Below are 26,126 nucleotides of genomic sequence, written 5' to 3' on the forward strand. Positions count from 1 at the left end.
AAAAAAAATGGTGAATGTAACTATCCAAACAGTCGAGATGAAACCTAATGAGATTCATTTCCCTGAGTATCTATTTCAACAATTTTCCTTACCCATTCAACCATATAAATTTCTCGCTATATATAAAAAAGACATGAATTTACTTTCTTTAGGTCCAATCATTGGTTTGGTTACAGATTTTAAACATAAAGGAAATGATGAACCCCATTTTGGTTCGATCCATAACTTTTGTGAAGAACTTCATCACGGGATAACAGATAATGGCGGATTTCTATATGTATTTTCCTATCCAAACTTTTCTGTTCAAGGTTTTTATTTTGACGCTGGCATTTGGAAACCTGCAGAACTCCCTCTGCCAGATGTAATTTATAATCGCATTCACTCCCGAAGGTTGGAATTTGGTAAAGAGTATCAGCTATTTCGTCAAACGCTTGCAGAGTTATGTATTCCTATTTTTAATGATCGCTTTCTTTCGAAATGGGAGGTTCATGAGCACTTAATTCATGAAAACCATCTTCATTCTTATATACCAGATACAAATATTTTCACAAAAGATAATCTAAGTTCCTTTGCAGAAAGATATGAAACCATTTTTATTAAACCTGTCCATGGAAGCCAGGGTAGAAATATTTTTAAACTACAAAGAGAAAACAATCTTTTTTCATTAGAATCATCTGTTACATTACCACTAGAAAAAAAACAAACAATCCTTTCTTTTGAGGAGATATATCGGCTTCTAAGACCTTTACTGAACAATCGCATCTACATTATTCAACAAGGAATCTCCCTTCTTACTTACCAGTCTAGAGGAATGGATTACCGAGTATTGTGTCATAAAAATCATCAAAACAACTGGGATGTTACTTCGGTGGTTGCACGGATTTCCGCTGAAAATGAGTTTGTATCGAATATTGCAAGGGGCGGGGAAATCATGACTCCAATAAATGCCCTAAAAGAGAACATGAGCATTAGTAACGCAAAATCGATCATATCTCAAATGAAAGATTTAGCCATTGAAACGGCCTTGATTATTGAAAGAAAAACACCTGGAATCACGGGAGAACTAGGAATCGATATTGGTCTTGACCAAGATGGAAAGCCCTGGATTATAGAAGTAAATTCAAAGCCTTCAAAAAACTTTGAAGATGGCCAAATGAAAATACGACCATCTGCCAAGGCAATTATTCAGTTTTGTACAAAGCTTGCATTAGATACAACCTCAGAAATGGAGGATTCATAGATGATACCCTTTGGAATTATGACCTTAAACATAGAGAGTGAAGCATCATATATTCATGAGATTGCAGCACGCAGCCACTCCTGCGGCATGGTGTGTTATCACTTTCTTCCCTCTTCTATTAATCCCCTGACCAAGCTGGTTCAAGGGAGACGCTTTTGTGAGACGAAACAGCGCTGGGTCGATGATCAATTTCTAATTCCCTCCCTTATCTATGATCGCTGTTTTTATGGAGATGATGCACATTCAAAGCAATGTATCCCGATTGTTTCTTGGTTAAAAAGCAGAGATGATATTACTTTTTTGGGCTTTGGCCTTCCTAACAAACTAGCATTATATGAAACTTTGTCCAGCTCTCGATTAGCTCCCTACCTACCTCATTCAGGTTTAATCAAAGATTGCTCACAAGTAATATCTGCCTTAAACAAACAAAAAAAGATTATTATAAAACCCATTAATGGATCTCAAGGTTATGGGATTTATTATTTAAGGAAAAACGATAAAACCATCCATGTGAAAACCGAAAAGAATAAAAAAATTATCTCTAGAATATTCCCAAATGAAACGAAACTGTTTCAATGGCTGCAGCCCCTGATTAATTTTCGGCCATACCTTATCCAGCCATACCTTGAATTATCAAATACTGTATCACAGCCTTTTGACATTAGAATCCTGCTTCAAAAGGATGTACAGGGGGTCTGGCTAGAACGCGGGAAGGGAATTCGAATCGGAAATACTGGAGGTATTCTTTCAAACTTAAGTGCTGGAGGCTCAGTGTTGGACTTCACTACCTGGTCCTCCACTTTATTACAGGCCAGCAAAGAATCTATTTGCTCGGAGCTGCATTTTATCACCACCAATCTCCCGCATATTCTTGAAAAAGAAATTTCACCATTATTTGAAATAGGAATAGATATCGGTGTGGCGAAGAATGGTGCCCTTTGGATTCTCGATGTGAATTCAAAGCCAGGAAGAAAAGTAGTTTTAAAAACAGATCCAGATTTAAAAGAAACCTTATTCTTTGCACCACTTCTATATGGAAAATACCTTTTTCAATCCGATAGTAAAGAAAGGAAGAGCCACTATGAGAAAACGCTATACCATTGAAATTGCAGATAACAGCCATTTAGTTGTATATTGCCCTCAAGAGCTCTTACAGGATAAGGTTATTAAGAAAATTGCATTTGGATCAAAAGCGATTGAAGTTGACTTTAGACCTCACCGGCTGAAAAATAATTGTATCGCAATCAGTAATGAGGTAAAAAAACAATTACTTTTTCCTGACTTTTCCCTAAAATTGCATGTATTTATTGAGGATTCTGTTCTCAATGTGGGGCCGCTAGTTGGAATATTTACTGCAGGTTTCACCCCATTCCCCCACCGGCCAATAGGAGACAGAACTAGTTTTTTCTCAAAATTATTATCGGTTAAAGCAAACGTTGGGGCGATTCCGTTTGTTTTTGGAGAAAAGCATATCAATTGGGATACGGGGACCATTACCGGGTATGTTTATCATGATCACAATTGGGACCGTATTGAGGTGCCTTTCCCAAACGTTATATACGACCGGCTGCCAAATCGAAAAAGTGAAAGAAACCCCAAACTGGCAAAAGTGAAAGAAACTTTACAAAGAGACTATCTTATTCCATGGTATAACCCCGGCTTTTTCAGTAAACTGGATATTTATGAGAGATTACAGCAGGAGCATTTAGTCACTAGATATCTCCCAGAAACACACCCATTTACTTCCTTTTCAATGATTGAAGACATGCTTTCCAAATATGGTCATATCTATTTAAAACCAATTAATGGAAGTTTAGGATTAGGAGTACATCAAATCCTTTATGATAAAGTCCAAGACGAATATTACTGTCGTTATCAAGACCGCGAGGGTGTGAATCGTCTACGAAAGTTCTCCTCCTTAGAAGGAATGTTTAAAACCGTTCTCGCAAACCGTAATCTAGACAAAATGATTGTGCAGCAAGGAATCCATTTATTGCGGCATGAACAGCGGCCAATCGACTTTCGGCTACACACAAACAAAGATGATAAAGGTGTTTGGCATGTCACTGCATTGGCTGCAAAAATAGCAGGACTTGGAAGTGTAACTACCCATTCCCGAAATGGCGGGGAAATTAAAACCCTTTCTGAAATTTTCCAACCTGAAGAATGTAATCTTTTTAAAGAAAAGCTGGTAAATGCTGCACTTCTGTTAAGTAAAGCAATAGCAAACAACATGGAAGGCTTTATTGCCGAGATTGGTTTTGATTTAGGAATTGATAAACACGGTGATGTTTGGTTATTTGAAGCAAATTCCAAGCCAGGGAGATCGATATTCAGTCATCCAGAGTTAAAGGATTTCGATCAACTGACATGTAAATTATCGCTGGCGTTTGCAGTTTTTTTGACTGAACAATCTATCCTTTATCCCGAGGAAATTATCAAATGGTAATGAACCGTTCATGGAGCAATAGAAAAACACCCGTTATCGGTATTTTGACTGCACGGAAGAAAGATGGATTGATTGCTGGGAATGGCACACTTTTTATGGAACTTCAAAAAAAGCTTATTTCACTTAATGGAATAAGCTTTATCTTTACACTGGATGGAGTCCACCAAGAAGCTATTGATGGATTCATATTTAATCCTGAAAGAAATGGATGGGAAAAGATTACCACTCCTTTTCCCGATCTTGTTTATAATCGAATACCCTTTCGAAGGTCAGAAGAAGAACTAAAAAGGAGTATGTTCTTTGCTTCCTTAAAAGAAAAAAATATTCCCTTTTTTAATCCTGGATTTATTGATAAATCTGAGCTCTATCACCTCTTTAAAAACCATCCCTTTCTTCATACCTTCATACCAGCTACCATACCAGCCAATCATAAACAAATGCTTTCTGCCTTTTTATCTCACCATCAATCAATATACTTAAAACCTTCTCGGTCAGCTAGAGGGAATGGGATTTTTAAATTAGAACTAGATACGGAGAAAAAAATACAAATAAAAGGATTAATAGAATATCATGAATTCATCTCATTCGATTATTTTTGGGAAGAATGGGAAAGCAGGCTATTGGAAAATAAATATTTGGCTCAAGAGGAGATAAAGTCCATTCTTTATGAAGGAAAAAGAATCGATTTTCGTATTCTTGCACATGCCGAAAATAATCATTATAAGGTGACTGGAATCGGAATCAGACAATCCCAAAAACAGGATATCACCACTCATATTCCTTCAGGGGGAAGACTTTTGCCCTATGAGCTGTTACAGAATGAGGAATATGATCTCTTTTTCGAAACACTTGTCCAACATATCGGTGCTTCACTATCTGAAACGTTTGGCTTTTTCGGTGAATTTTCCATCGATATGGGAATTAGTCAATCAGGGCAGTACTATATTTACGAAGTAAACTCAAAACCGATGAGCTTTGATGAGACCGACATTGAAGAAAGAAAAATTGAACACCTTTGTCAGCTGTTCCTGGAATTAACCGGCAAAAATAAAGACTGAAAACTTTTACTGGAATGTATTCCTAATTTCCCGTAATCTAGTAGTAATCACTAGTATGTAAGGGAGATGTAGCCGTTGCTGACACACTTTCAATTTAAGCCTTTATTTGAAAATAAGAATATTCCAGGTTGGAATTTTTCCTTTTACTATAAAAGACAAAGATACTCAGGTATCTATCACCAAACCGGAAAAATTGAATGGACAGTGAATACTCCCGAACAAGATGACATTGAAACATTAACCAGCCAAATTCATGAATTAATGCTATTTCATGTATACGAATAATCCCTGGCCTGAATGAAATATCCCCCTTTCCGCAAACTAATAAAAACAGGAAAGGGAATGGTCATTGTGGAGGAAAAAAATAACGTTCAGGCAAAAACAGATTTGCAATATGAAGGAAAAGACAAGGTCTATTTAGATATTGACAGAATGATAAATGAAGGATTATCAGGCGGTTCAGTCCATGCGCGTCACGACACTGCCAATATAGAAGAGGCAAGAAATCTGACAGAAGAAGAGCCTCCATCTAAAGTAAATGAATAAGCAGAAAAAGGCTGACATGTTAACATCTTAACGAGTCAGCCTTTTATAATTTAAGCAGGATTAATGTTATAATTAGTGCATTATTCTAAAAAATAGGAGAAGTTAATCTTGTTAAAAAATCTCAGGACCTTATATAAAAATTCAATATTATATACTGAACAGCCGCAACATACATCCGATCAATTTTACATATTCTTTGACGAATCCGAAAAAAACTGGCTTGCCATACCAAAATCAACTTTAACTGAAAAAGAATATAACCTTCTTCAAGTACTATATGAACAAGTGGAGTTTTCGTACAAGCCCTTAACCACACAATCAAGAAAATGGCATGATTTTCTTCTATTAAATGGGCCCGTGCCCTCACTTAGTACCGACAGTAATTTTCGATTCATTCAGTTCCATATTAAAGGTCTTGGAGTTGACCCGACAGAAATTGAACCCGCAATCAAAGGTTTTTTTTCAGATGAAGTACAAATCATTTGGGAAAATGGCCATACTGGGATTGTGATTGAAGAGAGAAGACAATTGTCCCTTACAGAAAGTGAATTAACTTCAATGGCAGATACACTAGAAAGTGATTTTTATGTAAAGATATCTTTTTATTTCGGAAAAGTTTACCCATTCTCCAGTCATTTACGTACCAACTTTTTACAAGAAAAAGAGTATTTTGATTTCGCTAAAGAAAATCTTGAACGTACCAATATTCTTACCTTTGAAAAGATTTTTCCGGCTTTTGTGGCATTCAATCTTCCTGAATACATGAAAGAAAAAATTAATATGGAGCTTTCCTCTGTATTCTCAGAAGATCTTGAGTTATATACAACAATAAAAGTCTTCCTTGAAAATAATCTGAATGCTAGTTTAACGGCAAAAAAGTTATATATCCACCGTAATACACTTCAGTATCGGATTGATAAATTTATTGATAAAACAGGAGTACAATTGAAAGACTTTTATGGAGCTTTTACCGTCTTTTTAGCATGCCTGCTTTTTGAACAAAAGAAATAGAAATTGGGATAGGACACAATGCACAAAATTTTCTTTAGGAACTTTGTGCATTGTGTCCATATTTTTTGTAAACCTTTTCATTTAAACTTAAGTTAATCAAATCAGGGAGGTTTTACACAATGGCTGAATTAAAATTAGATCACATTTATAAAATCTATGACAATAAAGTAACAGCGGTTACAGACTTTAATCTACATATTCAAGATAAGGAGTTTATCGTATTTGTAGGTCCGTCTGGCTGCGGTAAATCAACAACTTTACGTATGGTTGCCGGTCTTGAAGAAATTTCAAAAGGTGACTTTTATATTGACGGTAAAAGAGTAAATGATGTAGCTCCTAAAGATCGTGATATCGCAATGGTATTCCAAAACTATGCACTATATCCGCATATGACGGTTTATGATAATATGGCTTTTGGTCTAAAACTTCGTAAATTTCCGAAGGATGAAATTGATCGCCGTGTAAATGAAGCAGCTAAAATCCTAGGATTAGAAGCTTACCTAAAAAGAAAGCCAAAGGCTTTATCCGGTGGTCAACGTCAGCGTGTTGCCTTAGGACGTGCGATTGTCCGTGACGCGAAGGTATTCTTAATGGACGAGCCTCTTTCAAACCTTGATGCGAAACTTCGTGTAGCCATGCGTGCTGAAATCGCTAAGCTTCACCGCCGTTTAAACACAACGACTATTTATGTAACCCATGACCAAACAGAAGCAATGACAATGGCTTCTAGACTTGTAGTTATGAAGGATGGAATTATCCAACAAGTGGGAACACCAAAAGAAGTATATGAAAAGCCTGAAAACGTATTCGTTGGCGGATTTATCGGGTCTCCTGCAATGAACTTCTTCAACGGAAGACTTGAAGATGGTAAATTTGTAGCTGGCAAAACTTCTATTGCTGTTCCTGAAGGTAAAATGAAAGTCCTTCGTGAACAAGGTTATGTAGGAAAAGAAATTATCCTTGGTGTTCGTCCAGAAGATATCCATGATGAGCCTGTATTTATTGAAGCATCTGCTGGTACAAAAATTACCGCAAATGTTGATGTAGCTGAATTAACTGGTGCAGAATTAATGGTTTACTCTAGTATCGACGGTCAGGACTTCGTTGCCCGCCTAGATTCAAGAGCTGATATTCACCCAGGAGATAAATTAGATCTTGCATTTGATTTAAATAAAGGTCACTTCTTTGACGCTGAAACTGAGTCCCGCATTCGCGTGGCTAATGAATAAAATAGATTAAGGTCCTGCATAATGCGGGACCTTTTTTTTATTGCTATTCTTTAATAAAGATGACATCATCGTTATGACAGGATGGACACGTATACAGGTGGGGGCATTTTTGCCCTGAATTCGTGTCGGAAAATCCGTCCTCCATTTTCATTAAATCAATTTCCATGTATGGACTGTAATCATCATAAAAATCAATAAGTCTTCCGCTATCCAACATTTGTTCCCCGCAATGCGTACACAATAAATACATTTCACGTAAACCATTACATATTGGGCATATTGACATTTCCATTCACCCTTTTATTTTTTGTATGAGGTTAGTTTGCGTTACTACGACTCCACTAAGTAGAGGGAAAAATTACCATAAAAATAATCGAATAAGCAGTCCGATTTTAATCATAATAAATATTACAAAGCAAGCAACACCACAAGCCGCAACATTAAATCAATGGGTTACCAAGTGAAAAAGAATTCGCTTTTTCACAACTAAAGGGTCTAAAGCCGGTGCAAGTCCGGCTAACCCAGCCACACCAAAAGAAAGTATGAAATAGCTCCACTATCTTATAACTTACAAGATGGGTTAGGCCATGGTGGCAATGGTTAGCATAACCATAATGGTTCAATTCCATACTGACCCCAAAATTATTAAGAGGAGTGTTATTCAACTATGGCTAGTAACAACAACTCTAATCAACTTTTAGTACCAGGCGTTCAACAAGCACTTGATCAAATGAAGTACGAAATCGCTTCAGAATTTGGTGTAAACCTTGGAGCAGACACTACTTCACGTGCTAACGGTTCTGTCGGAGGAGAAATCACTAAGCGTCTTGTAGCAATGGCAGAGCAACAACTTGGCGGATTCCAACGCTAATTTTAAGTAAAACATTGTAAAAAATTAAATAATATGGCTTAAGCCCCCTCCACTCTCGGAGGGGGCTTTCAATGTCTTAGATCATATTTTCAGGTTTAACCCATTCATCGAATTGCTTCGGGGAAACATATCCCGTTTTTACGGCTGCTTCCTTTAACGTACTATTTTCTTTGTAGGCAAGCTTTGCAATCTCTGCAGCCTTTTCATATCCGATATAGGGATTTAACGCTGTAACAAGCATTAACGATCGCTCCACATGCTGTTTCACTACTTTTTCATTTATTTCAATTCCAATCGCACATTTTTCATTAAAAGAACGAATGCTGTCTGTTAACAGGGATAGCGATTGAATGAAATTATAAATAATGACCGGCTTAAAAACATTCAATTCAAAATTACCTTGGCTAGCTGCAAATCCGATCGTCGCGTCATTTCCAAAAACCTGGCAGGCAACCATTGTTAATGCTTCACTTTGAGTGGGGTTTACCTTACCTGGCATAATGGAACTTCCCGGCTCGTTTGCCGGTATGATTAATTCACCTATTCCACTGCGAGGTCCGCTTGCCAGCCATCTGACATCATTGGCAATTTTCATTAAATCTGCTGCCAGAGCCTTTAATGCACCATGTGCAAAAACAATTTCATCATGACTCGTTAAGGCGTGAAATTTATTGGTTGATGTCTTAAACGGGAAACCCGTTAACGCTGAAAGCTGTTCCGCCATTTTTTCTCCAAATTCACGATGGGCATTAATTCCAGTACCAACCGCGGTACCGCCAATTGCAAGATTGAGTAAATAGTGACTTGAATCTGCAATCATCTTTTCTTCCTTCTCAAGCATAAACCTCCAGCCGCTTATTTCTTGACCAAAAGTTAAAGGGGTCGCATCCTGCAAATGGGTTCTGCCAATCTTTATGACATGCATAAATGCCTTTTCCTTTTTTAATAAAGTGGCTTTTAGCTCCCCAATAGCAGGCAGTAAATTCTCCGTAACTTTTAAGTAGGCAGCGATATGCATGGCAGTTGGGAAAGTATCATTCGAACTCTGCGACATATTTACGTCATCATTTGGATGAACTCTCTCCCTACTTCCTTGACCTATAAACCATTCGTTTGCCCGGTTAGCAATCACCTCGTTTACATTCATATTCGTTTGGGTCCCGCTCCCCGTCTGCCAGACCGCAAGAGGAAAATGTCCGTTATATTTTCCTGAAAGGATCTCGTCGCAAACCGAAACAATGGCTGTCATTTTACTTTCAGCCAATTTCCCTAATTGGTGATTAACAATTGCTGCAGCTTTTTTAATTAATGCTAACGCATGGACAACTTCAATCGGCATCTTTTCGTTGCCAATATTGAAGTTGTTAAGGCTCCTTTGTGTTTGTGCACCCCAAAATTTATCAGCCGGTACCTTAACCTCACCAAGTGTATCTTTTTCGATTCTACTATTTTCCATGTATGATTCACCTCACTATCATATGTATTCCCAATAAATAAAAAAAAACTACAGACATTTGTCTGCAGTTTAATGTTTTACGATCATATAACCAATATAATATGAAAGAATTAAGAAACTACCAATTACATTAACAATTGAAAAGTCTGTCATTATATCCCACCCCTTTAATGATGTTAGACCTTAAACATATTTAAATTATCATAATAAAGGGTATTTACCTGTGATAAAAATAACAGTTTATCACTAAAATATTGAATATTTTATGAACAATCATCCTGCGAGTCCGGCACTGCCTTTTTGGAGTTGATACATTTGATAGTATTTGCCTCCTAGAACCATCAATTCTTCATGTGAACCACGTTCAACTATCTTTCCACGGTCCAACACAAGTATTTGATCAGCATTTCGAATGGTTGATAACCTGTGTGCAATAATAAACGTCGTTCTTCCTTTTTTTAAGACATCCATGGCTTCTTGGATAACGGCTTCGGTTTCAGTATCTATACTTGACGTGGCTTCATCTAAGATTAAAATAGCTGGATTAAAAGCTAGGGCCCTGGCAAAGGAAACTAACTGTCGCTGACCACTGGATAAAGTACTTCCTTTTTCGATTACTGGTTCATCATAACCATTTTCTAAGTTTTTAAAGACCTTATCTGCTCCAACATCCTTTAACGCCTTTTCTACCATTTCTCTCGTTATCAATGGATCACTTAAACTCACATTGGAGGCAATCGTACCCGTAAATAGATATGGATCCTGTAGGACGATACCCATATGATTACGAATCGTTTGACGTGGAATGCTGACAATATCCTTTCCATCAATCAAAATTTTACCCTTTTGACAATCATAGAAACGGAAGAGCAAATTCATGATTGAGCTTTTTCCAGATCCAGTGTGTCCTACGAGGGCTACAGTCTGCCCTTGTTTAGCCTCAAAGTCAATATCTTTCAACACAAACTCGCCATCTTTATATCCAAATGACACATGTTCAAATGTAACATTACCATCAAATCGTTCCATTCTATCAGAACTTACATTCTCACCTGGTTCATCCATAAGTTTAAACACTCTTTCACCAGCCACTAATGCGGCTTCCAAGTTGGCTAATTGATTGACAATCCCCTGTACTGGCTGAAAAAGACGATTAATATAATCCACAAATGCATATAGCACACCTAGCGAAATAACGGTAGCCGGATTTAATGATAACCCGCCAAAATACCATATGAATGCAACAAACACGATATTTCTAAGAACTCCCACTAAATTATGAGAAGTTAAAGCATTCAAGCTTAATAATTTATTTTGATAAGTAAAATGTTCCGTATTAAGTTTTTCAAATTCCGTTTCTGTTTCCTTTTCTCTCCTAAATGCTTGAATAATACTCATACCGCCAATAGATTCATTAATGGTCGCATTGATATCACTTATCCGAGAACGAATAACATGATTGTAACTTGAGGCAAACTTCCGATAAACTAACATCCATCCGTAAAGGATTGGCAATAGCATTAAACAAATGGCTGCCAGCTTCACATCCAAGATAAAAAGGGCAGCATATATACCCGTAATATAAATCGCACTGGTAAAAAATTGGGCAAGAACGGTTACATATAGTTCACGGATTGCTTCAGTGTCATTGGTAATCCTGGCAACCACTTTTCCGGCTGGAAGATTATCAAAGTATTGGATTGGAAGCCGTTGTATCTGACCAAAGACATCCTCCCGCATTTTTTGGATGATTCGATTTGCTGACTTCTGAAGTAAAAAGCGCTGACCATATTGGAAAATCGCTGAAATGACTAATAGGCAAAAATAAATGACCAACAGCGTAATAATACCCGGTATCTCCAACTCATAAAACGCCATCAGTTCTTTCGTTGTAAGGACTTGTGCGTTATATTCCGCTTTTTCCGTTCCCTTTTGAACCGTTAAAACACCTTCTCTAAAGGTTCTTTTCCCATCAAATTCAAGATTTCCTTCTACAATGACAAACCTTGGCCCAACCTGCAAAATTCTTACTTCTTTCCCCTTTTCTTCACTGTTTGAGAAGTTCTTTTCCTTTTTATAAAATTGTCCATTATATGCTGCAGTGTTTTCCCCACTAGATGTTTCATACCAAACAGATTCAATACCTAAAATATGCTGGTCAATAATATTTTTCGCAATGAATGGACCTGCTAAATCAGTAACAACGGAAATGGACAGCATAAATAGTGCTGCAAAAATGATTTTTTTATAGTTTAATGCATATTGCATTAATCGCCGGCCTGTATTCATGCTGTCACCTCTTCTTCTAAATTATTTTCCACTTGTTGGCGTAAAAATTGCTCTTTATACCAGCCATCATTTGAAAGCAGTTGTTCATGTGTTCCTGCTTCAATAACTTTTCCATCATCGAAAACGAGAATTCGGTCTGCATGCTCAACCGCTGACATTCGGTGAGTTGTGATAATCGTGGTTTTGTCTTTTCTAATCTCACGAATATTATCAATAATTCTCTTTTCTGTTTTAGCGTCAACGGCTGACAACGAATCGTCTAGTATCAAGATGTCAGGATTTTTTATTAACGCTCGCGCAATCGATATTCTTTGTTTTTGACCGCCGGAGAGAGCTACACCTTTTTCACCCACCAGTGTTTCTAATCCTTCCGGGAGCATCTCTAAATCCTTTCTTAGAGCTGCTAAATCAATCGCTTTTTCCAATTCTTCACCTGTTGCCTCCGAATTCCCAAATAGAATATTTTCTTTAACACTTTTTGAAAAAAGAACATGATCTTGAGGCACATAACCAATCCATTGACGAACTTGATTTAGTGTCTGCTCTTGTAGAGGTACACCTGAAATAGACAGTTCACCGGTTCCAAGAGGATATTGTCGTAATAACTGTTTAACCAGTGTTGTTTTTCCGCTGCCTGTTTTTCCGACAATCCCCAACGTCTGCCCTTGAAGCAATTGTACAGAAACATTTTTTAAATTATCCTCCTTTGAAGATGGATAGCGAAACCGTACCTCTTTAAAATCGATTCTGTCCGGTGTTTCCACTGTAACTGGCTTTTTAGGATTCTCAACGGTTTCCTGAAAGGCCAATGTTTCATTTACCCTGTCCAGGGACGCATTGCCTCTTTGCATGATATTAATTAATTCACCTATCGCAAACATTGGCCAGATTAACATTCCTAAATAAACATTAAAGGAAACAAGGTCACCCAAGGTTATGACCTGGTTAAAGACTAAAAATGCACCATACCCAAGACCAATCATGTAGCTTATTCCAACCAGTATTTTTACTGTTGGGTCAAATAACGAGTCAATTCTTGCTACTTTTATATTTTTTTGAAAGACATCTTCTGTTAGTTGGTGGAACCTCCTGCCATCGGCCTCTTCTTGAACATAGGCACGAATAACCCTTACACCCGCAACTGATTCTAAAACCCGATCGTTTAATTCCCCAAATGCATCCTGAGCTTCCATAAAGCGCTTATGAATTCTATTTCCATAAATTTGCATGATATAAGCCATAATTGGCAATGGAAGGATTGCAGCAAGGGTTAATTTCCAGCTAATTAATATCCCCATCGTAATAATTAGTGTAAGCATCCAAACACTTGAATCTACCAAGGTTAATATCCCAAAGCCGGCTGTTGTGGAGATTGCCTTTAAATCATTTGTGGCTCTTGCCATTAGGTCACCCGTTCGATTTTTTTCATAAAATGTTGGCGACATTTTTAACAAGTGCTTCATAAATCGTGATCTTAACTTCCTTTCGACCAGGAAAGCTCCACCGAATAATTTATACATCCACACATAGGTGATTCCATATGAGAAAACCATTATTAAAATTAGATAGCCTAGGTATTTTATGATTTTGCTATTATCCATAACACCAAGATGAATATCATCAATTGCCATCCCGATTAATTTAGGCGGAACAACGTCAAGAATCCCAACTAGAATTAATAACGATACAGCAATTAGATACCGCTTCCAATATTCTTTAAAAAACCAACCCAATTTCTTTAAAACCGAAAACATCCCATTTCCCCCCTTGTAAAAAAAAGAGACATACCACACAAGAGTGCAGTATGCCTCAGAAACTAAAAAAAGAGACAAAAAAACACACGTTACGTATAAAAAAGAACGCAACCTGTGTTTTGATTATCAATGAATTAAAATAGACTCACTTAAAAAAAGTTATTAGGGAGCAGGTTACATTCGGATATTCAGTTGCTGATAAAGTTCTGTGTAAAACAATCATTTTGTAACCCTCCTTTTCCTTTTTTTACATCCTTTGTTAGATTATCACCAGTTTATTTATATGTCAATTCCTATTTTTCAGAATTATCTCAGTTGATTAATCAGCCCTTTTTCGAAAAATCTTTCGAACAAATAATAAATAAAAAAGTGTTGGCATTGGAGCTTGAATAAGACCAACGATTCCCCATAACCAATAATTGTGATTGCGTTTCCTCGCATCTAAAAATAAATAGATACTTTGCAGTAAAAGAATAGCAGCAACGAGAATAATCACAGTGGGTGATAAGTCTTGAGTCATTGATTCCTCACCTTCTTACGAAGCCCATTAATGGTGTAGAATGCCACAAAAACCGGAGTAACGATTTGAATGAAGAGAAAAACGACTGGCATTTGATAGAAAGAAACAATGATTCCACTTAATATCAATAATGCGATGATAAGAAATAACGATAATTCTTTCATTAATTTTTTTCTGCTCTTTTCCTTTTCGGTTACTACCATATTTTCAAACCATTGTAAATCCGGAGTATAGACAGGGAATTGATCAACCTTGCTTAACCCATCTTGCAGTTTGTGAATAGCACCCAAGTCATGATTATTTAGTTGTTCGTTGTCGAGTATGACGACCTTCTGTTTCTTCACCTAGTTTCAGCTCCCTTCTTACCGCCAAAATCCCATTATGAACTCTTGATTTCACCGTTCCCGAGGAAATTTTCATCCATGCACCAATCTCATCATATGAGTAGCCATAATAATGCTTAAGTACAATAGGAACTCGAACGTCTACTGGTAATCGCCCTAATGCTTCCAACGCGTCGTTCCATTCCTCATTCCGGCTTTCAAAATGCCATTTTAGCTTACGATAAACTTCTTCTTGTCCTTTCCAATTAGATTCTCTCTTTTGCTTTCGGCATTGGTCGATATAAGCATTAGTGGCAATTGAAATCAACCAAGTGGAAAATTTACTTTGACCATTATAGAGATGAATTTTTTGTATACATTTCGCCATGGTTTCTTGTGCTAGTTCCTCTGCAATATCTGGATTCATTGTAATCTTCATTAAATATTTTACAAGGAACGGATAATTTTCTTTAAACAACATGGCAAATGCAAGATGATCCCCTTCTTTTGCACTTTTAACCAACGGATCCATCACACTTGTCCTCTCTTTCCCCCATCTACCCTTTAATTCTGTCTATGTATAAGACGTAAAAGTGCCAATTTCGTTCATTATTTTGGTGAATAATTAAAATTCTATCACAAAAGGCACGAATTTCTTCGTGCCTTCCTGTTAATGATTCATGTTTGGACCTATATTTTTCCATCGCTTTTCCCACTTTTCTTTTTGCTTTCTCCACCTATCTTCCCATTTACTTGAACCCTTTTTAAAATGTTCTTCAAGTGATTTTCGGTTCTGTTCTACCTCTTCCTTCTTTTTCATCAATATGTCAATGTGCAGCACTCTAAAACTACTTGGGGGTAACCCTTGTAATGCCTCTTTCATTACTTCGCGAAATACGATAGCAGCTCCCGCTCCGCTTGTCGTTTTTAGATAATGTTTTTCATCTGTTTTATCATAGCCCACCCACACTGCTCCTACAAGTTGCGGTGTATAGCCAACAAACCATTGGTCCTTTACCCCTTTAACTCCTTCGATTGGTACTTGTGTTGAACCAGTTTTCCCAGCAATTTCTCTTCCAGAAATTTGTGCGCTTTTTCCAGATCCATGTTCAACAACTCCAAGGAGCATGGTATTAATGCGATCAGTTACAGCTTTTGAAGTGACTTTTTCCTTTTTTTCCTTCCACTCAGAAACTATATCACCCTGTGCATTAACGATCTTTTTAATTACATGAGCTTTCATTCTAACCCCATTATTAGGGAAAACAGAATATGCCTCGGCCATTACAAGCGGTGATACTCCTTCTTCTAATCCACCTAATGCCAGTGAAAGATTACGATCACCTCTTCGTAAAGGAATTCCAAAGCGTCTAGTGGAAGCCACTCCTTTTTCTATCCCTATTTCATTTAATAACCAGACTGCTGATACATTCTTAGAATCCTTCACAGCTTCGTACATCGGTACTTCTCCACTATATTCATAATTATAATTTTTCGGCTCATATTCGCCAAAGCTCATTGGTTCATCCTTTAACATATCTGTTATTTTCCAGCCAGCTTCGAGTGCAGGTGTAAAAACTGCAATCGGTTTAATAGAGGAACCAGGCTGTGCTTTTAATTGCGTGGCACGGTTATACCCTCTAAAGGTATGTTCCCCTCGACCGCCTACAATTGCCCGGATTCCGCCTGTTTTTGGATCGAGTAATATCCCGCCGCTTTGGACCACCTGGTCTGATCCTCTTGGAAATAAATCATCTCTTTGATAGGTTTTCTCCATTGCATTCTGCATAGCAGGGTCGAGTTCAGTATAAATTTGATAACCACCTGTTAATAATTCATCCTGTGATAAATGATAGACATTTATCGCTTCTTCAAATACTTGATCCACATAATGCGGATACTTCCCTCGGAAGGGATCACTCCCTTCATTATTCAAGACTACTTTTTCATTTATTGCTTCTTCATATTGCACTGTTGATATGTAGCCTTGATTCTTCATTTGAGATAGTACAATATCTCTCCTCTGGGTTGCTTTATCTAAGTGCCGATAGGGATTTAGTAAAGAAGGCGCTTTTATTAGACCTGCTAGTAAGGCTGATTCGCTAATCGTAAGATCCTCTACCTCTTTGGCAAAATAATTGCTGGCTGCATGCTTAATCCCCCATGCACCATCACCAAAATAGATTTGATTTAGATACATTTGAAGGATTTCTGATTTACTGTATTGCCTCTCAATTTCAATAGCTAAAAACACTTCATCTATTTTTCTTTTCAGAGTTTTCTGGGAGGTGAGTAAAGTATTCTTTGTTAATTGCTGGGTAATTGTACTGCCTCCTTCTACCATTCCACGAGCTTTTATGTCCCGTATGAGTGCTCTTGTAATACCAAGATAATCGATACCATGGTGTTCATAAAATCGACGGTCTTCTATCGCAATCACTGCATTTTTCATTGAGTCAGGTACCTGATTAATCGAAATACCTTCATTTTTATTCGCAGATACTTTACTTGCAACCTCACCATTCAAATCATAAAATACGGTTGCCTGGGGAAGTTCATTCTTTAGTGAAGAAATATCTGCATCCATGGAATAAGCGTACACAATACCAAGAAAGCCCAAAACTAAAAGAGATAACGATAGAACCAATACCTGGTTCATATGCCATCGCTTCCAATTATTCACTACCTTTTTCATAATTCCTCCTTAATCATAATACGGAATGAATGACATCATTTTCTTTTTCCCAAAAAGGGGAAAAATTAACCAATTTAATGGATATAAAAAAAGAAAAGCATTCGACTAGAAAATTCGAATGCTTTCCTTTATTCATTCTTGGTTAATTCTTTAAAGCGGATTTTGGATTGCTTTTCATCAAAGCTGCTATACACTCGATAGTGTTTTTCGTCCAATATCCGGAAATGTTTACTAAGAATATTCTGCTGGAGGATAAATCCGTTCTTTCTCGAGATTTGACGCCACCAAATTCTCCCTCCAAAGGTTTTCATACCTCGATAATCTATTCCTTCGCGTGCTACAGTTTCCAGGACCTCAAGTGGTTCATTTCCAAATAAAAATTGGACGGTTTCCGTTTCTCTAAATAAAGCACAAATGGTGACAACCGTAGACCAGCCTGCTTGCAATCTTCCTTTTTCTATTTGAACCAAGGTTTTCTTTGAAACACCAATGATTTCTGCCATTTTATCCTGGGTATATCCTGCTTCTGTACGAATTAATCGTAGTTTATCTGAAACTAGCTTAATAATTTCATCCCTTTTCAATTAAAAACCCTTCCTTCAAAACACCTATTAGTGTAATTTTACACAAGTTCTATCATAATGAAAAGAAAAAAACTGCTATCTTTAAATCGATAGCAGTTTCAGGACTTATTTAGACGGAATTCCACATTGACTTTGACTAGAGCAAGATTTTTCGAGGTCACATGCAGCACATTTCCCTTTTTTAGATTTATTTACAAACTTAACTAATGCCCAAGTGGCATAACCAAATATTGCAGCGCCAATGATGATATTCGCTATCATACAGTACACCTTCCTTATTTAGACTAATCCAACCAGTTTGCCGCCCTGATAAATAATCAAGCATAAAACATAGGCAATAAATAATGCATAAAGAATGGAAAACATAGTCCATTTCTTTGAGCCTGTTTCTTTATAAATAGTAGCCGTAGTTGCTAAACATGGAATATATAAAAGAATAAAGACCATAAAGCTATAAGCTGCAAGCGGTGTATAGTAATGACTCAATAAACCTTGTAAGCTCGCATCATTTGGGACAAAGTAAATAATATTCATCGTTGATATAATTGCTTCTTTTGCTAAAAATCCTGTTATTAAGGAAGCGGCTGCCTGCCAAGTACCGAATCCAATCGGTTCTAAAATCGGGGCAAACAAATTACCTATAGCCGCTAAAAAGCTGTTATCCATATCCACTTTTAAACCCTCCGGACCAGCATATGATAACAGCCATATGAAAACCGATCCTGCGAAAATGAATGTGCCTGCTTTTCTAACAAAACCTTTCCCCTTATCCCACGTACTTCTCCAAAGCGACTGAATTTGAGGAAGGCGATAAGGCGGCAGTTCAATGACAAATAGTGATGTTTCTGATTTTAATAATGTTTTCGTAAATATCTTTGCTAAAACTAAAGCGACAACGATACCCAGAACATAAAGACTTAATACCACGAGTGCTTTATGACCTACAAAAAATGCGCCAACAAATAATGCGTACACTGGTAATCGCGCAGAACATGACATTAGTGGAGTTAATAGTATTGTCATTAGTCTCTCACGCGGTGTTTCAATTGTTCTAGCAGCCATAATACCAGGTACATTACAGCCAAATCCAATCATCATCGGAATAAAGGCCTTGCCATTCAGCCCAACCGACTCCATAATCCTGTCCATTACAAGAGCTACCCTCGCCATGTAACCAGAATCCTCTAATAAGGATATAAAAAAGAAAAGAATAAATATCTGTGGCACAAACACAAGTACTCCACCAACACCAGCAATTAGTCCTTCAATTATCAATGCATGTATAAAGTCTGAGGCGTGAATAGCGCCAAGGAGTTTTTCTACTCCTATTGTCACTGGCCCAGTTAGTATTCCATCCAGAACATCTGATAATGGAGTTCCCAGCCAATCAAAGGTCAACATAAACATTAAATACATACATATTAAAAAGATTGGCATTCCTAAATAACGATTTGTAACGATGGCATCAATCTTCTCTGACAGTGGTACAACGGTACTTACCTTTCGAACCGAAGCTTCTAGTATTTTTTCGATAACTTCTTTTCTCTTTAAATAAATATAATTGGACAGCGATTTTACATGATCATTGTCCTGAATTAATAGTGAATGCAAATCAGAAATATATGATTCAAGTTTTGCAGTTTCTAAAATGTTAGATAGATAATTTTTTACGTATTCATTCTCCTCAAATAATTGAACAGCCAGCCATCTAGGTGAATGATCGGTTTTACCGGTCAGTTCAATACTTAATTTGGTAATAGCGTCTTCGACTTCTTTTCCATAATAAACATGTTTTTTCACCTTAGAATGACTTGAATTGGTTGAAATGACCTCTATTAATCGATCGCAGCCTTTACCACTTCGCGCTACAACAGGAACAACAGGTACTCCTAAAATCTGAGAAAGTTTCTCAGTATCAATTTGTATGCCTCGATTGGCAGCGACATCGACCATATTCAAACCAATAAGGGCAGGCTTTTCATATTCCAGCAATTGTAGTGTTAAATGCAAGTTACGCTCTAATTGTGAGGCGTCCAAAATATTAAGCAGCCGGTCCACAGGTTCCTCTAAGAAATAGGTAGTCACCACCCCTTCATCCTTAGATAATGGATTCAGTGAATAAACTCCTGGTAAATCAATTAATCGTCCTATATGATTCTTAAAGACTCCGACCTTCTTTTCAACTGTAACACCGCTCCAATTCCCAACATACTCATAGGACCCTGTAAGATTATTAAACAAAGAAGTTTTTCCAGTATTGGGATTTCCAATCAGTGCGATTTCCATTTAGACTCTCTCCACTTCTATTAAACATGCTTCTTTACGGCGGATTCCGATACATTGTCCACATGATTCAATCATGACTGGTCCCCCAAAAGGCATGACGCATTTAACACAAACCTCAGAACCTTCCGTTATTCCCAGGTCCAACAACCGTCTTTGCACCAATCGTCCAACTTTCGATATATTAATGATTTTTCCTTTATCTCCTACTTTAAATGAACCGAACATCGCTATCACCCTTACATAGGTTAATTGAGAATGATTATCTTTATTTATATCATTATTTTACCATTGAAAAATAGCAGATTTTGTGACAAAAGTTCGAAAAAAAAATAGAAAAGTCACAGACTTTTCTATTTTCCAACTTATATCATTTTTTTCGGTGCAGCACTTATGATTAGGATGACAATAATCGCACATACAATAAAGCTCGGAAGCATGTAGGTTCCATTGTATATCAGGGAATATACCGCTGCAGGCTGCCCTTCAGGTGCATATTCGCCAAAAAACACAATTCCTGAGTAGACATGGGCTAGATATCTTAGTGCACTGCCTAAAAATGTTCCCATTAACACAAATGTAATCCATTTTCTTCTATTATTATTTGAAAGAGAATCTTTTACTTTAGTAGCAAAAACACCTGCCAAACCAACTACAGAAAAAGCAATACCATAATCAATAATACCTTGCAGTAGTGTATAGATTTGTGAGAAACCAAGAATGAATTGAAGTAATCCCAGTAAAAATCCAGATAAGATTCCACCTTTTACCCCCCAACGGAATGACATTAGGAAGATAGGAATCATCGCAATAGAAATGGAACCTCCCTGTGGCCAAATTTTCAGTGACAACATTCCTGATACCAAATCCAATAAATATGCTAATGCCGAAAATACTGCTACCTCAACTAAGAATAATGTGTTACTACGCTTTTTCTCCATACATGTTCCCCCTAATTTGTTTGTATTGTGGAGAACGTTCGAAAGGATATGCTGAACTATTCGTATGGTGCCATCTAACAAAAAAAGCAATGCAGGACATATAAGGATAGTCTGCATTGCTTGCATTCATTTTCGGCAAACCACATCCCTACGCTAGTCTTAACTAACAGGTTCATAGGGTCAGAACTCGAACGTTCACTCTCAGCCACCAAAAGCAGCTCCCCCTGTGGAAATATTTAATTGTCCATTATTGAATATACTATTTTTATAGTACTTTTACAAGGTAAAACTTCCAATCATGTTATAATTAGTTTACAAAGAGAACTGGGATAGAAATTGATAAAATTTACCTATATTTATTTAAAGGGATTCCAAGCGATCATCACGAATTTAATTTAATCAGTTCGGCAATGTCTTAGGAGGAAACTGTGATGTTATCTGAAGTACGAATGGATTTAATAGCTTTTTTTGAAAAGAATAAGGACCAATTGCTTCGTGAATGGGAGAATTCCATTGTTATTTCTAAAGGCGATCCCTATAAAGAAAAAATAAGTCAAAATGGAATAGCCATTTTTAATATAGTGTTAAACATGCATACTATGAGTGAAAAGGAACTCTTAAATTCTATTGAAAAGTATGCGATAGAAATTTCCGAAGAAAGAGCCCTAGCTAATATCAATATTGGGGACTTTGTTTATAATGTTAACCTGGGCAGAACGGTTTTATATAGCTATTTAAGTAAGACGGGTATAGAATGGGCTGATCTTCAAGAGTCCATAAATAACATAAACTTCTGCTTTGATAAATTTCTATATTTCGCTGTTACTCATTATACAGAAGCTAAGAACAAAATTATTGAAGAAAAAACGATGTTTATAGATTCAACACATCAAGACCGTTTAACCCTTTTAGGACAAATGACATCAAGTTTTATTCATGAATTTAGAAACCCGCTTACTTCTATACAAGGATTTATCCAGCTTCTAAAAGCAGACTATCCAGAAATGAAATATCTTGATATTATCTCCAGTGAGCTGGATCAGCTTAATTTCCGCATCTCACAATTTTTGCTATTGTCTAAAAAAGAACTAATCGGAAAAGAAAAAGAACAATTTAATCAGAATAAATTAATTGATGAAGTGTTAAATTTCTTATACCCAAGTATTTTAGACGGTAAAGTGAAAATAAAAAAGGATATCGTCGATGATATTACCCTTTATGGATATGCAGATGAAATGAGACAAGTCTTTATTAATATTATATTTAATGCGATTGATGTGTTAAACCATAACAGAATACCAAATCCCACAATTGAAATTAAATGCTGCATAGAAAATAATACACATATTGTTATATCTATTTCTAATAATGGTCCAATGATTCCTGCTGAATTAAGTAAAACCATTTTTGAGCCTTTTTTCACAACAAAAAAACTAGGTACTGGTCTTGGTCTATTTGTCTGTAAAGAAATCATTGAAAAACATAAAGGTAACTTACACTGTATTTCAACTCCCGAGCTAACAGTATTTACGATTAAATTACCTCTCGCTGCGTCTTCATTGTAGAAGACGTTTATTTTTTAAATTTTATAATTTTCCGACTCATATAAACAAGACTTTTTTCATAAAATGTTAATACCATCCAATTATACAAACCAGTACGTTTGACTGTACAGTTGTAATTGACTATAATTATTTCTAAATTTAGAATACCGAGGTGATTTGATGGGGCTGTCTATCGTATCGGTGAATTAGCAGAAATTGCAATGGTTTCTAAACGGACAATTGATTATTACACATCAATTGGTTTACTAAGTGCAGAACGATCCAAATCTAATTACCGAATATATTCTGATGAATCCTTAAAGGATTTAAAGTTTATTGAAGAATGTAAGAGTTTGCACTACCCGCTCGACGAGATTAAAAGAAAACTAGATATGAAGAAGGATAAAACAATTCGTGATTCAGAAGTGGAGAAATATGTAAATGCCGTTATACAGGAAATGCAGCAGCTGCAAAATGGTTTATTTGACTTAATTCCAATCGTTGAAAAATTGGATGACCTTCAGAAAGAAAAACTTAAATCGAACCTATTGATGCTAAAATCAGTGTTGACGAACTCCCTTTTGAATGAAACGAGTTAATTTTTTTTTAAATTACTAGGAGGTGACTCCTTAACTCGTATGTAACGAGCTAAGGGAATTTATTTGGACATATTTAACTTGGTTTTAATAGCCATTTTAATTGCGTTAACTGCTTTTTTTGTAACTTCAGAGTTTGCTATTGTTAAAATTCGCAGTTCAAGAATTGACCAGTTAATTGAGGAAGGTAATTCGAGTGCCATTTCAGCAAAAAAAGTCATTTCAAACTTAGACGAATATCTTTCAGCTTGTCAGCTTGGAATTACCATTACTGCCCTTGCTTTAGGATGGATTGGGGAATCAACCATTGAACATTTACTCACTCCCCTTTTCAATGGACTAGAAATTCCTGAAGGCGTTTCCCACGTGTTATCAATCGGGATTGCATTTGCGACCATTACTTTTTTACACGTTGTCGTAGGGGAACTAGCACCTAAAACACTGGCTATTCAAAAAGCTGAACTAATTACTCTGATTATGTCGCGGCCACTAATCTTTTTTTATAAGGTGATGTATCCATTTATTTGGTTATTAAATGGGTCTGCTCGCATTGTAACGAGCATTTTTGGTCTTAAGCCGGTCTCTGAAAGCGAAATGGCACATACTGAGGAAGAACTCCGAATTATCCTCTCAGAAAGCTATAAAAGTGGCGAAATTAACCAATCTGAGTTTAAGTATGTAAATAAGATTTTTGAATTTGATAATCGGATTGCCAAAGAAATTATGGTACCAAGGACAGAAATTGTCTCATTGTCTAAAGACGATACGCTGGATACTTTTCTCGAAGTGATTCGTGAGGAAAAATATACGAGATATCCAATTATTGATGGTGATAAAGACCATATCATTGGGCTGGTAAATATTAAGGAAATGGTTACGGATTTAATCAGTAAAGAAACGCTATCAACTAAAACACTTGAGCACTACACTCGTCCGATTATTAGAGTTATCGAAACGATTCCGATCCATGATTTGCTTGTAAAAATGCAAAAGGATCGAATGCACATGGCTATATTAATGGATGAATATGGTGGTACATCCGGGCTTGTTACAGTTGAAGATATCCTTGAGGAGATTGTTGGTGAAATCCGTGATGAATTTGATTCGGATGAGATTCCAATGATACGTAAAATTAAAGAAAACCATTATATTATAGATTCTAAGGTTTTAGTCACTGAAGTAAATGATTTATTGGGGGTCGATATCGATGATGAGGATATTGACACTATTGGCGGTTGGATATTGACCGAGAATTATGAGGCCAAAGAAGGAGACTCGATTCATCACGAATCCTATACCTTTAAAATACTTGATATGGAGGATCACCATATTAAATATGTTGAGGTAACAAAGATTGCAAACGATGAACCAATTACAAATAAAATACCTTTGCCTCAAACAGAAGTACTTTCTTAAATGGGCATTCTAAAAACAGACCAATCTTGGTCTGTTTTTTTGTAATAAAACTGTAATATTTCCTCAATAATCCAATCACCTTCATTCTTGGATTCATACTCTATAACTAAAGGGGGGAGAAATTACAATGGAATTAATTTTCTTATTTTTAGCATCAATACTTTCTGGCTTTGCATTAATGAGCTTTGAGCCGGTATCATTTTTAAGTTTCTTAGGTCCGATTTTAGATATAGTGGGCGCATTAGCAATTATTATTTTCTCATTAGCGCTACTATTCAAAGGTGTAAAATCACTATTTAAGTAATTTTGTAAGCGATTGCAGTGTTGTTTAAATAATTGAAAAGGAAAAGATCAGATACAAAAATCTGATCTTTTCCTTTTCAATTATTTGTTTCTTAACATGATAATTTCTTCTTCTGCTTTAGCTAATTTAATTAGGTGTGAATCCAGGCGGCGATTAATGTGCTTAATTTCCTCTCCATTACCTGCGTTTTCTTCTAACTGTTTTACCACATTACCTTGTACGTCTTCAATGCGCTGCAGTGATTCTTTTATATCTGATAAGTCAATTTGATTAACCTCAACTCGATGCTCAATTCTGTCCATTTGCTCCAAACGAGAAAGTCTATGTTCAATGTTTTCTAACGTTTTATTAAACGTATTTATTAGCGTTTTAATATCAGAAATGTTCTCAGTTAACTGATCAAGTTTTTTCTCCATAGTTCGTATCTCCCTTTTGGTATTAAGTTCATTTTATCACCTTTAACACTCTGAAGATGTTACAAATTCTAAAACAATACTAAACGGTATTTTTTAGTATCCACTTTTCATTAGTTTATTGCGAAAATATGAACATTTTTTAAAATAATCTATAGAAGAGAATTCCTTGTGAAAAATATCACATGCAAAACTAATGAAAAGCCTTAATCTAATGTATAAGAAATGGTTAACATTTCTTTTAAATTATCAGTTTTTCAATTTAATTATGACTTTTACCATTTTGAAAAGGTTGGTGCATTTTATATGTTACTTTCTATTGATGAAAAAGCGGCAAAGTGGTTTACGAGTGAATTTGATGTCAATACTGTAAGAATGTTTCCCCAATATGCTGGTTTTGGAGAAAAGCACAAGGGTTTTACCTTGGCATTTTCTGCAGAGCCACCATCAAATATTGGCTTTACGAAAGAAATAAATGGTATTAACTTCTATGTAGAAGGAAATGATGTATGGTTTTTCGAGGATACCGAAACTTGTTTATCCTATAACGACGAAATAAATGAGATTCAAATAAGCTTTAAGGAAAAAATAGTTAACTAATTGC

28 protein-coding genes and 1 riboswitch are annotated in these 26,126 nt (G+C 36.3%); of the genes, 14 read left to right on the forward strand and 14 right to left on the reverse strand.

Annotation, left to right across the window (positions count from 1 at the left end; translation table 11 throughout):
* Positions 1-7 precede the first annotated feature (7 nt).
* The 8 genes from BANA01_RS11515 to BANA01_RS11550 all read left to right on the forward strand — a co-directional run bounded on the left by BANA01_RS11515 (position 8) and on the right by BANA01_RS11550 (position 7,533).
* Positions 8-1,240 carry a YheC/YheD family endospore coat-associated protein gene (locus BANA01_RS11515; RefSeq protein ID WP_169803685.1) on the forward strand — a complete coding sequence of 411 codons (1,233 nt, stop codon included), beginning with the start codon at positions 8-10 and terminating at the stop codon, positions 1,238-1,240.
* Positions 1,241-2,344, forward strand: coding sequence for a YheC/YheD family endospore coat-associated protein (locus tag BANA01_RS11520; RefSeq protein WP_063253231.1), 1,104 nt, complete (start codon positions 1,241-1,243; stop codon positions 2,342-2,344).
* Positions 2,322-3,689, forward strand: coding sequence for a YheC/YheD family endospore coat-associated protein (locus BANA01_RS11525; RefSeq protein ID WP_063253232.1), 1,368 nt, complete (start codon positions 2,322-2,324; stop codon positions 3,687-3,689). Before BANA01_RS11520 ends, BANA01_RS11525 begins: the two co-directional genes overlap by 23 nt.
* Positions 3,683-4,747, forward strand: coding sequence for a YheC/YheD family endospore coat-associated protein (locus BANA01_RS11530; protein WP_235847116.1), 1,065 nt, complete (start codon positions 3,683-3,685; stop codon positions 4,745-4,747). The genes BANA01_RS11525 and BANA01_RS11530 overlap by 7 nt, the downstream gene beginning before the upstream one ends.
* Positions 4,748-4,822: 75 nt before the next feature.
* Positions 4,823-5,032 (forward strand): YheE family protein, encoded by a 210-nt coding sequence (locus tag BANA01_RS11535; protein ID WP_034675245.1) that lies wholly within the window; start codon positions 4,823-4,825, stop codon positions 5,030-5,032.
* A 57-nt stretch (positions 5,033-5,089) separates the two neighbouring features.
* Positions 5,090-5,293: a hypothetical protein gene (locus BANA01_RS11540; protein WP_157411767.1), complete on the forward strand. Its 204-nt coding sequence runs from the start codon at positions 5,090-5,092 to the stop codon at positions 5,291-5,293.
* A gap of 108 nt (positions 5,294-5,401) precedes the next feature.
* Entirely contained in the window at positions 5,402-6,304 is a 903-nt protein-coding gene (locus BANA01_RS11545) for a PucR family transcriptional regulator (RefSeq protein WP_034675248.1), read from the forward strand.
* Between the two features lie 119 nt (positions 6,305-6,423).
* Positions 6,424-7,533 carry an ABC transporter ATP-binding protein gene (locus BANA01_RS11550; protein ID WP_034675251.1) on the forward strand — a complete coding sequence of 370 codons (1,110 nt, stop codon included), beginning with the start codon at positions 6,424-6,426 and terminating at the stop codon, positions 7,531-7,533.
* Between the two features lie 43 nt (positions 7,534-7,576).
* Here BANA01_RS11550 and BANA01_RS29110 read toward each other — a convergent pair whose 3' ends face one another.
* Complete coding sequence (locus BANA01_RS29110; protein ID WP_082799493.1) at positions 7,577-7,819, reverse strand: hypothetical protein; 243 nt, start codon at positions 7,817-7,819, stop codon at positions 7,577-7,579.
* Between the two features lie 381 nt (positions 7,820-8,200).
* Here BANA01_RS29110 and BANA01_RS11555 point away from each other — a divergent pair, with 381 nt between their 5' ends.
* Positions 8,201-8,404: an alpha/beta-type small acid-soluble spore protein gene (locus BANA01_RS11555; RefSeq protein ID WP_034675254.1), complete on the forward strand. Its 204-nt coding sequence runs from the start codon at positions 8,201-8,203 to the stop codon at positions 8,402-8,404.
* 76 nt (positions 8,405-8,480) lie between these two features.
* On the opposite strand, the gene fumC is transcribed toward BANA01_RS11555, so the two are convergent.
* The 12 genes from fumC to thiT all read right to left on the reverse strand — a co-directional run bounded on the left by fumC (position 8,481) and on the right by thiT (position 21,249).
* Positions 8,481-9,860 (reverse strand): class II fumarate hydratase, encoded by a 1,380-nt coding sequence (fumC, locus tag BANA01_RS11560; protein WP_034675257.1) that lies wholly within the window; start codon positions 9,858-9,860, stop codon positions 8,481-8,483.
* Positions 9,861-10,133: 273 nt separating this feature from the next.
* Complete coding sequence (locus tag BANA01_RS11565; RefSeq protein ID WP_034675260.1) at positions 10,134-12,149, reverse strand: ABC transporter ATP-binding protein; 2,016 nt, start codon at positions 12,147-12,149, stop codon at positions 10,134-10,136.
* A complete protein-coding gene (locus tag BANA01_RS11570; protein WP_063253233.1) occupies positions 12,146-13,903 on the reverse strand; it encodes an ABC transporter ATP-binding protein in 1,758 nt (585 codons plus the stop codon). The genes BANA01_RS11565 and BANA01_RS11570 overlap by 4 nt, the downstream gene beginning before the upstream one ends.
* 319 nt (positions 13,904-14,222) lie before the next feature.
* A complete protein-coding gene (locus tag BANA01_RS11575) occupies positions 14,223-14,423 on the reverse strand; it encodes a hypothetical protein (RefSeq protein WP_063253234.1) in 201 nt (66 codons plus the stop codon).
* Positions 14,420-14,767 carry a YxlC family protein gene (locus tag BANA01_RS11580; RefSeq protein WP_063253235.1) on the reverse strand — a complete coding sequence of 116 codons (348 nt, stop codon included), beginning with the start codon at positions 14,765-14,767 and terminating at the stop codon, positions 14,420-14,422. Before BANA01_RS11580 ends, BANA01_RS11575 begins: the two co-directional genes overlap by 4 nt.
* Positions 14,721-15,278, reverse strand: coding sequence for an RNA polymerase sigma factor SigY (sigY, locus tag BANA01_RS11585; RefSeq protein ID WP_063253236.1), 558 nt, complete (start codon positions 15,276-15,278; stop codon positions 14,721-14,723). Before sigY ends, BANA01_RS11580 begins: the two co-directional genes overlap by 47 nt.
* 138 nt (positions 15,279-15,416) lie before the next feature.
* Positions 15,417-17,441, reverse strand: a complete 2,025-nt coding sequence (locus tag BANA01_RS11590; RefSeq protein ID WP_063253237.1) for a transglycosylase domain-containing protein — start codon at positions 17,439-17,441, stop codon at positions 15,417-15,419.
* A gap of 128 nt (positions 17,442-17,569) precedes the next feature.
* Positions 17,570-18,025, reverse strand: a complete 456-nt coding sequence (locus tag BANA01_RS11595) for a helix-turn-helix transcriptional regulator (RefSeq protein WP_063253238.1) — start codon at positions 18,023-18,025, stop codon at positions 17,570-17,572.
* 105 nt (positions 18,026-18,130) lie between these two features.
* Positions 18,131-18,286, reverse strand: a complete 156-nt coding sequence (locus tag BANA01_RS11600) for a FeoB-associated Cys-rich membrane protein (protein ID WP_063253239.1) — start codon at positions 18,284-18,286, stop codon at positions 18,131-18,133.
* Between the two features lie 18 nt (positions 18,287-18,304).
* On the reverse strand, positions 18,305-20,311 hold the full coding sequence (gene feoB, locus BANA01_RS11605; RefSeq protein ID WP_063253240.1) for a ferrous iron transport protein B: 2,007 nt from the start codon (positions 20,309-20,311) through the stop codon (positions 18,305-18,307).
* Positions 20,312-20,536: a FeoA family protein gene (locus BANA01_RS11610; RefSeq protein WP_174524419.1), complete on the reverse strand. Its 225-nt coding sequence runs from the start codon at positions 20,534-20,536 to the stop codon at positions 20,312-20,314.
* 137 nt (positions 20,537-20,673) lie between these two features.
* Positions 20,674-21,249: an energy-coupled thiamine transporter ThiT gene (gene thiT / locus BANA01_RS11615; protein WP_063253242.1), complete on the reverse strand. Its 576-nt coding sequence runs from the start codon at positions 21,247-21,249 to the stop codon at positions 20,674-20,676.
* Between the two features lie 128 nt (positions 21,250-21,377).
* Positions 21,378-21,484: riboswitch (TPP riboswitch) on the reverse strand.
* A gap of 196 nt (positions 21,485-21,680) precedes the next feature.
* On the opposite strand from thiT, the gene BANA01_RS11620 reads away from it, so the two are divergent.
* The 4 genes from BANA01_RS11620 (at position 21,681) to BANA01_RS29910 (ending at position 25,109) form a co-directional block, all read left to right on the forward strand.
* Entirely contained in the window at positions 21,681-22,814 is a 1,134-nt protein-coding gene (locus BANA01_RS11620; protein ID WP_063253243.1) for a histidine kinase N-terminal domain-containing protein, read from the forward strand.
* A 200-nt stretch (positions 22,815-23,014) separates the two neighbouring features.
* A complete protein-coding gene (locus tag BANA01_RS11625; RefSeq protein ID WP_235847117.1) occupies positions 23,015-23,392 on the forward strand; it encodes a MerR family transcriptional regulator in 378 nt (125 codons plus the stop codon).
* Between the two features lie 63 nt (positions 23,393-23,455).
* A complete protein-coding gene (locus BANA01_RS11630) occupies positions 23,456-24,805 on the forward strand; it encodes a hemolysin family protein (protein ID WP_063253245.1) in 1,350 nt (449 codons plus the stop codon).
* 127 nt (positions 24,806-24,932) lie between these two features.
* A complete protein-coding gene (locus tag BANA01_RS29910; RefSeq protein WP_169803686.1) occupies positions 24,933-25,109 on the forward strand; it encodes a hypothetical protein in 177 nt (58 codons plus the stop codon).
* An 80-nt stretch (positions 25,110-25,189) separates the two neighbouring features.
* Here the strand turns inward: BANA01_RS29910 and BANA01_RS11635 are convergent, their stop codons facing one another.
* The gene (locus BANA01_RS11635) at positions 25,190-25,525 is read right to left on the reverse strand and encodes a hypothetical protein (RefSeq protein WP_063253246.1); all 336 of its coding nucleotides are present in this window, start codon (positions 25,523-25,525) and stop codon (positions 25,190-25,192) included.
* Between the two features lie 222 nt (positions 25,526-25,747).
* On the opposite strand from BANA01_RS11635, the gene BANA01_RS11640 reads away from it, so the two are divergent.
* A complete protein-coding gene (locus tag BANA01_RS11640; protein ID WP_063253247.1) occupies positions 25,748-26,122 on the forward strand; it encodes a HesB/YadR/YfhF family protein in 375 nt (124 codons plus the stop codon).
* Positions 26,123-26,126 lie beyond the last annotated feature (4 nt).

It is taken from the genome of Neobacillus niacini NBRC 15566 (assembly GCF_001591505.1).
Taxonomy (GTDB): Bacteria; Bacillota; Bacilli; order Bacillales; family Cytobacillaceae; genus Neobacillus; species Neobacillus niacini.